General features: G+C 67.4%; 10 protein-coding genes. 1 reads left to right on the top strand and 9 read right to left on the bottom strand.

Annotation, left to right across the window (positions count from 1 at the left end; genetic code table 11):
• From BJG92_RS16235 to leuA, 3 genes are all read right to left on the bottom strand, one after another.
• On the bottom strand, positions 1-725 hold a 725-nt coding region (locus BJG92_RS16235; RefSeq protein WP_232085019.1), incomplete at its 3' end, for an isoprenyl transferase.
• 2 nt (positions 726-727) lie between these two features.
• Entirely contained in the window at positions 728-1483 is a 756-nt protein-coding gene (gene recO, locus BJG92_RS16240) for a DNA repair protein RecO (protein WP_232085020.1), read from the bottom strand.
• A gap of 67 nt (positions 1484-1550) precedes the next feature.
• Positions 1551-3290 carry a 2-isopropylmalate synthase gene (leuA, locus tag BJG92_RS16245; protein ID WP_232085021.1) on the bottom strand — a complete coding sequence of 580 codons (1740 nt, stop codon included), beginning with the start codon at positions 3288-3290 and terminating at the stop codon, positions 1551-1553.
• 251 nt (positions 3291-3541) lie between these two features.
• On the opposite strand from leuA, the gene BJG92_RS16250 reads away from it, so the two are divergent.
• Positions 3542-5494, top strand: coding sequence for a M13-type metalloendopeptidase (locus BJG92_RS16250; protein ID WP_308011679.1), 1953 nt, complete (start codon positions 3542-3544; stop codon positions 5492-5494).
• 28 nt (positions 5495-5522) lie between these two features.
• On the opposite strand, the gene BJG92_RS16255 is transcribed toward BJG92_RS16250, so the two are convergent.
• The 6 genes from BJG92_RS16255 to BJG92_RS16280 all read right to left on the bottom strand — a co-directional run bounded on the left by BJG92_RS16255 (position 5523) and on the right by BJG92_RS16280 (position 11124).
• Positions 5523-6527 (bottom strand): radical SAM protein, encoded by a 1005-nt coding sequence (locus tag BJG92_RS16255; protein ID WP_232085022.1) that lies wholly within the window; start codon positions 6525-6527, stop codon positions 5523-5525.
• Positions 6521-7333, bottom strand: a complete 813-nt coding sequence (locus BJG92_RS16260; protein WP_232085023.1) for a phosphate/phosphite/phosphonate ABC transporter substrate-binding protein — start codon at positions 7331-7333, stop codon at positions 6521-6523. Before BJG92_RS16260 ends, BJG92_RS16255 begins: the two co-directional genes overlap by 7 nt.
• Complete coding sequence (locus BJG92_RS16265; RefSeq protein WP_232085024.1) at positions 7330-8481, bottom strand: acyl-CoA dehydrogenase family protein; 1152 nt, start codon at positions 8479-8481, stop codon at positions 7330-7332. Before BJG92_RS16265 ends, BJG92_RS16260 begins: the two co-directional genes overlap by 4 nt.
• Positions 8465-8875, bottom strand: coding sequence for a hypothetical protein (locus BJG92_RS16270; RefSeq protein ID WP_232085025.1), 411 nt, complete (start codon positions 8873-8875; stop codon positions 8465-8467). The genes BJG92_RS16265 and BJG92_RS16270 overlap by 17 nt, the downstream gene beginning before the upstream one ends.
• Positions 8872-9423, bottom strand: coding sequence for a TQO small subunit DoxD (locus BJG92_RS16275; RefSeq protein WP_232085026.1), 552 nt, complete (start codon positions 9421-9423; stop codon positions 8872-8874). The genes BJG92_RS16270 and BJG92_RS16275 overlap by 4 nt, the downstream gene beginning before the upstream one ends.
• Positions 9424-9555: 132 nt before the next feature.
• Positions 9556-11124, bottom strand: a complete 1569-nt coding sequence (locus BJG92_RS16280) for an LCP family protein (RefSeq protein ID WP_232085027.1) — start codon at positions 11122-11124, stop codon at positions 9556-9558.
• Between the last annotated feature and the right edge of the window lie 107 nt (positions 11125-11231).

The raw sequence follows: 11231 nt of genomic DNA on the forward strand, positions 1-11231 counted from the left end.
AGGGTGTCCAGGAAGACAAACTCCGCATACGCGGACTGCCAGAGCATGAAGTTGGAGAGCCTCTGTTCGCCGGAACTGCGCAGGAACAGGTCCACGTCCGGAAGGTCGGGCTCATCCAGGTACTTCTGGATGGTCTTCTCCGTGATGGCGCCGGGTTTGAGCCGCCCGGCGGCCACCTCCTCCGCGATGGCGGAGACGGCGTCGGCGATCTCCGCCCGTCCGCCGTAGTTAACACACATGTTCAATGTGCAGGTGCTGTTGCCCCGGGTGAAGTCCTCGGCCTCCTCCAGTTCACGGATCACCGAGCCCCAGAGCCGCGGGCGCCGCCCGGACCAGCGGATCCGCACGCCCCACTCGTCCAGCTGGTTCCGCTGGCGGCGTAGCACATCCTTGTTAAATCCCATCAGGAAGCGGACTTCTTCGGGCGAGCGGCGCCAGTTTTCGGTCGAGAACGCGTAGACGCTGACGTGCTCGATGCCCAGCTCGATCGCCCCGGCCACAACGTCCAGCAGCGCAGGTTCCCCCGCCTTGTGCCCCTCGATCCGCGGCAGCCCGCGCTGGTTGGCCCAGCGTCCGTTGCCGTCCATGACGATCGCGACGTGCCGCGGAATGAACTCCGCCGGGATGGCCGGCGGGAGCGCCCCGGAGGTGTGGGGGTAGGGCTTCACCACCGGGGCACTGCGCCGCCGGACCGGATTCTTCTTCAGGTTCTTACCCAACGCCACAGCTACGTTCGCTCCACATGTTTGAGGGATTTCAGGACACGTTCCAGGTGCCATTGCAGGTAGCTGGAGACCAGGCCGGCGGCTTCGCGGCGGTGCAGCGGCACGGACGCGTCCGCCGTCGTCCAGTCCCCGGTCAGCAGCGCGCCGAGCAGCAGGACCGTTTCCGCGGCGGGTGCCGGGGAGCCCGGCGGCCGGCACTCCGCGCACACCATGCCCCCGAGCGGGGCCGAGAACGCTGTGTGCGGCCCGGGGGCGCCGCAGCGGGCGCAGTCCGTGAAGCTCGGCGCCCAGCCGCCGGTGGAGAGCGCGCGCAGCAGGTACGAGTCGAGGATGAGTTCCGGGGTGTGGTCCCCCCGGCTCAACGACGCCAGGGCGCCGACCAGGAGGTTGTACTGGGCGGTGCCGGATTCGCCGTCGACGTCCGTGAGCTTTTCCGCGGTCTCCGTCATGGCGGCGGCCACCGTGTAGCGGCCGTAGTCCGCGGCGATGCTGCTTCCATAGGCGCCTTTGGCCACCGCCTGGGTGACGACGTCAAGGCTGCGGCCGGAAATCAGCTGCAGGTCCGCCACCATGAAGGGCTCGAGCCGGGCACCGAAACGGCTGCTGGTGCGGCGGACGCCCTTGGCCACGGCACGGACCTGGCCGTGGTGTTTGGTGAGCAGGGTGATGATGCGGTCCGCCTCGCCGAGCTTATGGGTGCGCAGCACGACGGCGTCATCGCGGTAGGCGCGGGCTGCAAAGGAAGATGGTTGGGCCACGGTTAATCTTCGCACTGTCTTTCGGTAACGGCGGACTTTCGGCAGCAGGGACCGGGAGGAAGAACCGCTAGTCGCGGGCGTCCCGGATGGCCCGGTTCACGGCCGAGATGACGGCCTTGAGCGAGGCCGTGCTCGTGTTGGCGTCGATCCCGACCCCCCACAGGACCCGCTCCCCCACCGCGCATTCGACGTAGGCGGCAGCGAGGGCGCTCCCGCCCTCGGACAGGGCGTGCTCGCTGTAATCGAGCACGCGCACGTCCACGCCGTCTTCGCGCAGGATGCTCAGCAGCGCAGCGATCGGACCGTTGCCGGTGCCGGTGCGGCGGACCTGGGTGCCGTTGATCTTCAGGGCGGCGTGCAGCGTCATCGTGCCGTCCTCGTCCGACTCGGTGCTGATCGCACCGAGCGCATACCGGCCCCACTGGTGGTCGGCGGAACCGGACGGCAGGTATTCGTCCTGGAAGACCTGCCACAGCTGGGGACCGCTGACTTCGCCGCCCACCAGATCGGTCTGCTTCTGGATGACGCCGGAGAACTCGATCTGCGCGCGGCGCGGCAGGTCCAGGTTGTGCTCGTTCTTCAGCAGGTAGGCGACGCCGCCCTTGCCCGACTGCGAGTTCACCCGGATCACGGCCTCGTAGCTGCGGCCGAGGTCCTTCGGATCCACGGGCAGGTACGGAACCTGCCAGGGGTAGTCGGCAACGTCCTTGCCGGCGGCCGCGGCGTCCTTTTCCAGGGCTTCCAGGCCCTTCTTGATGGCGTCCTGGTGGGAGCCGGAAAACGCGGTGAAGACGAGGTCCCCGCCGTAGGGGGACCGCTCCGCGACGGGCAGCTGGTTGCAGTACTCCACGGTGCGGCGGATCTCGTTGATGTCGGAGAAGTCGATCATCGGGTCGATGCCCTGGACGAACATGTTCAGGCCCAGGGTCACCAGGTCCACGTTGCCGGTCCGCTCGCCGTTTCCGAACAGGCAGCCTTCGATCCGGTCCGCGCCGGCCAGGTAGCCCAGCTCGGCGGCGGCGACCCCGGTTCCCCGGTCATTGTGCGGGTGCAGGGAGAGGATGATGCCTTCGCGCGGGTGCAGGTTCCGGCTCATCCACTCGATGGAATCGGCGTAGACGTTGGGGGTTGCCATTTCCACCGTGGCCGGCAGGTTGATGATGACCTGGCTGTCGGCGGAAGCCTCGAACACATTGGCCACGGCGTTGCAGACCCGGACCGCGTACTCCAGCTCGGTCCCGGTAAAAGATTCCGGCGAGTACTCGTACGTGATGTGCGTGCCGGTGAGGGTTTCCTCGTACTTCTTGCACAGGCGCGCGCCCTGCAGGGCGATGTCGAGGATGCCGTCTTCGTCCTGGTTGAAGACGACCCGGCGCTGCAGGACCGACGTCGAGTTGTACAGGTGGACGATCGCCTGCCTGGCCCCGACCAGGGACTCGTAGGTCCGCTCGATCAGGTGCTCGCGGGCCTGGGTCAGCACCTGGATGGTGACGTCGTCCGGGATGTGGTTTCCCTCGATCAGCTGGCGCACAAAGTCGAAGTCTGTCTGCGAGGCGGACGGAAAGCCGACCTCGATCTCCTTGTAGCCCATCCGGACCAGTAAATCGAACATCTTCATCTTGCGGGCCGGGCTCATCGGGTCGATCAGGGCCTGGTTGCCGTCGCGGAGGTCAACGGCGCACCAGCGCGGGGCCTTCGTGATGACTTTGTCCGGCCAGGTGCGGTCCGGCAGTTCAACCGTGATGAGGTCCTGGAAAGGGACGTAACGGTGGACGGGCATTCCTGAGGGCTGCTGTGCGTTTCGCATTACAATCGGGGCCTTTTCTTTGGTTCTCGGTGAAAGGGTGGCCGGGCAACACAAACTCCGCAGCGAGGGTGGGCCTTGCGCTAGATCGCGTCTGAGGCCTCGCCGCGGCAGCTAAGGAGAAGCAGTTCTGCGCGCACCTTTTCACACTAACACGGGTGCGTAAGATGAAGGAGCCATACTCCGCAACGTCCACCATGCAGACCGGTCACGGTGCCAGCGCCGCCGCCGGGCTGCCTTTCGAAGGAGCATCCGTGCCACTTTCGGGGATCGCCCTGTCCACTATCGACTCCACTGTGCGGCCGCAGGATGACCTGTACCGGCACGTGAACGGAGCCTGGCTCAAGACCACCGAGATCCCGGATGACCGGCCGCTGGAAGGGACGTTCACCGCGCTGCGGGACGGCTCGGAGCGCGACGTCAGGCAGATCATCGAGGACGCGGCGGGACGGGGCGCGGAAGCCACCGGGATTGAGCGGAAGATCGGGGACCTCTACAACAGCTTCATGGACGAGGCTGCCGTGGAGGCCAAGGGGCTGGAGCCCATCCGCGAACGGCTCACCGCGGTGTTCGGCACGGCGTCGGTCCCCGAGCTGGTGGCCCTGGCGGGCCGCCTGTTCCGCGCCGATGTCGCCGGACTCTTCTACATCTACCCTGCCCCCGACGCCGGCAACCCCGACCGGATCCTGCTCTACACCGGCCAGGGCGGGCTGGGCCTGCCGGATGAGTCTTATTACCGCGAAGAGAAGTTCGCCCCGATCATCGAGGCGTACCGCGGGCACGTGGCGGCGCTGTTCGGCCTCGCCGGCGTCGCGGATCCCGACGGCGCGGCGGCCCGGGTGGTGGCGCTGGAAACGTCCCTGGCCTCGCACCACTGGGACAACGTCACCTTGCGGAATCCGCAGAAGACCTACAACCTGAAGTCCGCCGGGGAGGCAGCGGAGCTGTTCCCGCTTCTGGGCGACTGGTTCGACGCCGCCGGCATCGCGCCGGAGAAGCGGTCCGAACTCGTGGTCAGCACGCCGGATTTCTTCGCCGGAGCGGCGTCGCTCCTGGCGGCCGAACCGCTGGCCGTGTGGCAGGAATGGCTCGCCCTCCGCGTGCTCAGCGCGGCCGCACCGTACCTCTCCGCACCGTTCGTGGAGGCGAATTTCGCCTTCTACGGCACCACCCTGAGCGGCACTCCGCGCAACAAGGACCGCTGGAAGCGCGGCGTCGCCGTCGTCGAGGCCGCCCTCGGTGAGGCCGTCGGCCAGATCTATGTGGCACGGCACTTCCCGGAGACCCACAAGGCCCGCATGCATTCGCTGGTCGCGAACCTGATCGAGGCGTACCGCGGGTCCATCACAGGCCTCGCCTGGATGGGCGAGGACACGAAGCAGGAGGCGCTCAGGAAGCTCGATTCCTTCCGGGCAAAGATCGGCTACCCGGAGGAGTGGATCGATTATTCGGCGGTGGAGATTGACCCCTCCGACCTGCTGGGCAATGTGGAACGCGCGCACAGCGCCGACGTCGACCGCCACCTTGACGAGGTGGGTAAGCCGGTGGACCGGGAGAAGTGGCTCATGACCCCGCAGACCGTCAACGCCTACTACCACCCGCTACTGAACGAGATCGTCTTTCCGGCCGCCATCCTGCAGCCTCCGTTCTTCACCGCCGACGCTGATGACGCCGTCAATTACGGCGGCATCGGCGCCGTCATCGGCCACGAAATCGGCCACGGCTTTGACGACCAGGGCTCCCAGTACGACGGCAGCGGCCTGCTCCGCAACTGGTGGACCGAGGCTGACCGCACCGCGTTCGAGGCGCTGACGTCAAAGCTGGTGGACCAGTTCGCGGCGCTCTCCCCCACAGCGGCCCCGGGGCACTTCGTCAACGGCAAGCTGACCCTCGGCGAGAACATCGGGGACCTCGGCGGACTCACCATTGCCTACAAGGCCTACCTGATCAGCCTCGACGGGCAGGAGCCCCCGGAGCTCGACGGATTGACGGGCTTCCAACGGTTCTTTGCATCCTGGGCCGCCGGCTGGCGGCAGGTCATGCGCACCGAGGAGGCCATCCGCAGGCTCGCCACGGACCCGCACTCCCCCAACGAATTCCGCACGAATCAGATTGCCAGGAACCTCGACGCCTTCCACCAAGCCTTCGATGTCACCGAACAGGACGGCATGTGGATGCCGCCGCGGGAGCGCGTCAGTATCTGGTGAAGTCCGCTGCTGATCGTCCCAGGTGGGATCAGGCACAGGGAAACCATTGACTCGCGGCGTCGGCGTGGGCCCTTTGGTCCGTGAACCGCCGGCGTACCTCGTCGATCGCCGCGGCCAGGGGAAAGATCTCCGCGGTGATCAACTGGTCCGTGTCATCGGCCCCGATGGGGTGCCAATAAACGCCGTCGGCGGTGACCGTGACTTCGGGGACGAGGGATTCAACCGATAATTCGATGCCCGCGTCGGCGTTGCCGCGGTGGGCCAGTGCCCGGATGACCTGGTCTTCCGGGGCGATGCCGAGCGTGTCGAGGAACTCGTGGAACGGTCCGAGTTTATGGCTTTGGGCGGCCGGCAGCGTGGCCGCGACCTTCACCCGGAAGCCCTCGTCCTGGGCGATCCGGATTCCGGCAACGGCGCGCTCCCACGATCCGTGGCCGCGGTGGCTGTCGTGGCCCTCGGGCGTGGCGGAGTCAAGGCTGATTTGCAGGGTGAGCCTGCTGCGGTCCATCCGGCGCAGGCGTTCGAGCCGGTGCCCGCGGAAGAGCATCCCGTTGGTCAGCAATGTGGTCGGCAGTGCCGCGGTGCAGATGGCGACGAGCTCGTCAAGGTCCGGAAGCAGGAAGGGCTCCCCGCCGGTCAGGATGAGCTCGCTCACGCCCGATCCAACGGCTTCCTCGGCGAGCCGGCGGACGCGGTCCACGCCGAGGGCGCGCCGCGCGGTCTGCGGTGAGGATCTCGCGCAGCAGTAGTCACAGGCCAGGTTGCAGTCGAAATTCGTGTACATCCACAGCCTGGTACCGGGCGGCCGCTCGCCTTCCGCGCCGGGGGGCGGTGCGGGGGTGCGGCCCCGCCGCACGGTGACAGCACCCTCGCGGACGTCCACGAGTTCGTTGCCGCTCCGGGCGCACCAGGCAGCGAGGGTATCAGCCGCCGTACCCTCGTCGTCTGGCCCCAGCGGCACAGTGACCACGGAACCCGCGGGAACGGCGGACAGGCGTTCCACGAGTTCGAGGATGACGAGGGGATTTACCATCGGGGCCCGATCCCTTGCTCTTGGACGGCTTCGAACAGCGTTTCGTAGCCTTCCAGCCGGGGTGCCACCCAGCGCCGGAGTCCTTCCAATTCCAGGATCGGGCGATGTGACGGGTTCTCCCAGTCCATCGCAAACAGATGCTCGACCCAGGCCGTGGCACGTTCCTCCGAGAGCGCGGGCAGCGCCGTGAAGTTGCAGTGGCTGTAAATGGGCGATTCCCACAACGCCTCGAAGGCCCCGGGCATCAGCTCATCACGCCCGATTGACTCCCAGGTGTTGATGCCGATTGCCGCGGCATCGGCCCGGTCATCCAGCACGGCCCGCAGGGCGTCCAGTTCGCTGCGTCCGGTGTCGCCATGCTTTCCCACATCGCTGTCCAGTCGCAGCAGGTCCACAGAACCGTTGCCGAGCCCGGCGCGGGCCAGGAAATAGAGCGGCAGGATGGCGGCCTGGGCGGAGTCCCGCGAGCCCAGGGCAAGCCGCCGTCCCCGCAGGTCCGCCAGCCCTGACAGTCCGGAGCCGGCACGGACTACGACGACGGTCCGGAAGACGGCGTCGGTGTCCCGCATCGCCAACGCGCGGCACTCGCCCCGGGTCTGGGCGACGGTGCGCACCCAGGCCAGGTTGGTGTTCCACGCAATGTCGATGGTGCCCTCCAGCAGTGCGTCCACCTGGCGTCCGTAGTTGGAAAACAGTACGAAGTCCATCTCGGCCGGTGTCCCGGCGAAATAGTCCCGGATTCCTTCCCAGATGGTGACGACGGTGGGCGTGTAAGCCACCGAACCCACCATCAGCGGGGCGCTCACGCCGGGGCCTGCGCCGGGGCGGATGGGCGGTCGAAGAGCGGCTGTCCGGTGATGGCCTTGCCGTAGAAGTCGTACAGCACGTCAGCCGTCGGGGCCATCACGGAGCCGGCCCTGGCGTCCCGGAAATACCGGTCGATCTGAAGATGCTCGGAGAACGCCGCGCCGCCGCAGACGCGCATCGCGGCATCGGTGATGCTCAGGGCCGCGTCGTTGGCGGCGGCTTTGACGCCCAGCACGTGCAGCATCGTGTCATCAGCCGGCTCGGCAAGCCTGCCGGCGGCCTGGTGCAGATAGGCCGTCGTCACGGCCAGTTCGATCGACATTTTTGCCAGCCGGGCCCGGACGGTCGGCAGTGCCGAAAGGCTTTCGTCGAGGTGCTCGAGCCGTGCGGCGCTGGTGTGGCGGATTGCGGCCTCGACGGCGGCACGGGACAACCCGACGGAGACGGACGCGTTACCCAGGTTGAACCACGGCAGCACCGTCTGCAGCATCAGGTCCATGCCGCCCCCGGCCAGCCCCAGCCTGGTGTCCTCCTGTACTTCGGCCGCGAAGGTCATCGGCGTCGAGGCGTTGCCGCGCAGCCCCATCCCGTGCCACGCTCCGGCCACTTCGACGCCGGGATGGCCGGCCGGGATGGCGAACAGGTCCACAGTCTCGGCCCCGGCGGTCCGGGTTGAGACCACGTACACGTCGGCGTGCCCGGCCGAGGTCACCCAGCTCTTCCGGGCGTTGAGCACGACTCCGCCGCCATTCTGGTGCGCCTGCGAAACGGGCGCCCAGAAATGCGACCGGGACCCCGCCTCGGAAAACGCCAGGGAACCCAGGGCCCGGCCGCTGGCCAGCTCCGCCACGAGGCCCGGCATCCCCGCCGGTGGAGCGGCCGCCACGGGCATCGCGGCGCTGATATGCATGAGGTAGATCATTGCCGTCGACCCGCAGGCGCCGGCCAGGGCGCTCAGCACGTCGACCAGGTCGTCCGGCCCGCCGCCCAGGCCTCCGGCGTCCTGCGGCAGGGTCAGCCCGAGTAAACCGGAGTCGCGCAGGGCCTGCACGGCCTCTGCGGGGAACCGGGCGGAGGCGTCGACGTCGCGGGCATTGGCCCTGGCAACGGCGAGCACCGGATCAAGTCGCTCAGTCAGGTTCAGCATGTGCGGTCCTCTTCGGGTCAGTGGATGGCGGATCTGCGGCGGATGAGGGGCGCGGCGTCAGGGTCACGGCCAGCAGCCCGATTCCCAGGCCGCCCATCAGCGCCACGGTGGAACCGTCCCCGGCGAGCCAGTTGGTACTCTGGCCGGCCTGGAGTAGTTGAAGCAGCGCGCCCGCCAGCAGGGCGGCACCGGACGCGATCGCGAGCCCGCGCAGGCGCAGGGTTCCGGCGATCACTGCGGCAACTCCGCAGATGAGCAGCAGGACAAGTCCCGTCCCCCGGATATGGATAAACTCGACCTGCGTCGGGCCGGCACTGGAGAAGGTGAAAACGGAACTCACGACGGCGGCGCCGCCCAGGACCAGGACGGGCATATCGATAGGGCGCCCGTTCACGACAGCCTCGCAAGGAGTTTGTCGAAGCGTTTGCCTGATTGCTCCCAGCGGGGCCGGAGGACGCCGTCGACCCCGTAGCAGCGCCCGGCCGCCGTCGCAAAAATGGCGATGTGCACCAGGATCATCAGGTAATAGGCCCAGTGCCATTCATTCGGGGCGTTCAGGACGGACATGGAAATCGCCAGCGACTGGATCACTCCAACGACCGCCCAGAACCGGGTGGCGAGACCGATCAGCAGGAACGCGCCCAGGCCCGCTTCCATGAAGAGCGTCATCCACCCGAACAACGGGAAGGCCGGCAGCACTGTGTTTTCAACGAACCACGTGAAAGGGGGAAACACGGGGTGGTCTATGGCGAAGTTGGTGAAGAGATAGAGTCCGGTGTTCTCGCGTTCACCGAAGTCCGGCGGCACTTTCCAGGCGACGTTTTGGATCCACAGCAACGCCACGCCGACCCGGACGACGAAGATCCCGCTGCGGGCCAGCGGGCCGTCCCTCGTCTCGAATGCGGCAGGCGCTGCAGCCGTCTCAGTACGATCCGTGCTCATGGACATCATTAAGGACCCACGCGCCGGGCGGCGCAAGACCCGGGTCCTTGACCTGTCCGGGAAGGGCCGGTGCCGTGCGGATCAGCAACTGCCCGGCAGTCGGTCGGCCCCTGCCATGAAATGGCGCCGCGGTCAGCGGGTGATCAGCGCCGGGTTCGCCTGCTGGCAGACAGTGTCTCCAGCGGTCTGGTTGACGATGTCCGGGGGCAGTGCCGCCTGGCCGCCCCCGCTCGGGACGGCGCCTGCAAGGTCGCCGCCCAGGTAAACCTGGACGCCGGCGACGCCGGCGGCCGGCAGGACCTGGCTGGCCGGGACGCCGAGGAGAGCGGCGACGTCGGCGGCCACGTCGGCGAAGTCCGCACCGTAGTACACCGCAGTGGTCGGCACCGGTTTGGCGCTCAACTGCCCGGTCTTCGTGAAGCCGCCGGCCGTGAGGGCGTTGATGATTTCCTGGGTCCGGGCCGGGACCCCGGAGCCGTTGGCCACCGTGACGGGCTGCAGCGTCTTGTCGTAGCCCGCAGCCGTGGGCGCGGGGACAGGCTCGGCGCTCGCGCCGGGGCCTGCGGAAGCCCCAGTCGTCCCCGTTGGGTCAGTCAGGTCCACGTTCTTGCGCATGGCGGCGAAGAGCTGCGACGCCGCGGGTTCGGCCAGCTGCAGCCGGTTCGAGTCGCTGACGGCCGGCTCTGTAGGAACGGCCACGAACGCCACCTTGCTGACGTCGATGTTCTTCAGCCGGTTCGCGACCGTCAGCAGCGTCGGGACGGAGGCCATGCCGTCATCGATCGTAAGGTTCCTGGTGACGACGTCGGCTATCTGGAGCATCTTGCCGGGGTTGGTGAGCGTTCCGTCGTCTTTGATCTTGCGGACCAGCGAGGACAGGAACCCCTGTTGTCCCTTGATCCGGCCGAGGTCGCCGCCGTCGGCAAAGGCGTGGCGGGTGCGCAGGAACGCCAGGGCCTGTTCGCCCTCGACCTTGGAGGTGCCCTTCGGCAGGCGCAGTCCTGAGTCGGGGTCAAAGACGGCATCGCTGATGCAGACGTCCACGCCGCCGACGGTGTTGGATAGTTCCTTCACCGAGTTGAAGTCGGCCATCATGAAGTGGTCGATTTCCAGGCCCGTGAGCTTGTTGACCGTGTCAACGGCGCAGCCGATGCCCGCCTCGGACATCGCCGCGTTGATCATGACGTTCTTCTGCGCCGGATATTCGCGTTTGCTTTTCTGGTCGGTGCATTTTGGGATGCCGACCAGCAGGTCGCGGGGGAAGCTGACGACGTTGACGCGTTTGTTGTCAGCCGAAATGTCCATCAGCATCATGACGTCCGAGTGCCCGTACCCGGTGGAGTCGTCGGCTCCGCCGTACTGTGAATTCTTGCCGTCGCGGGTGTCCGAGCCGAGGATCAGGACCTGCATCCGGTCGGTCGAGTCGTTGACCGGGGCTTCGGTGGTGCCGTTGCCTGCGCCCAAGGAGGCCTTGGTGATATTGCCCTGAAGGCGAAGGGTCCAGTAGGCGCCGAACGCTATAACACCAACCAGCAGGACCGACACTACGATGGTTCCGATTTTCAGCCAGCCGGGCAGCCCGTGCTGGGCACCCAGGTGGCGGGCCGGGCCGACGGCGGGATCCTCTGTGTGCCGGGCAGCGGCGACTGACCGAACGGGCGGGGCGGTGCCGTCTGCACGGTTGTCACGGGGTCGAGCCACAGGTCTAGCCTTCCTTCACGAACGGGAGTCTGCCAATTTTAGTGTCTCAAGCTGTGAATTTCCCGGCTTGCGTGCCGCACCGGAGCGGCGGACGGCGCCAACGCGTG

Source organism: Arthrobacter sp. SO5 (assembly GCF_020532805.1).
Lineage (GTDB): Bacteria > Actinomycetota > Actinomycetes > Actinomycetales > Micrococcaceae > Arthrobacter.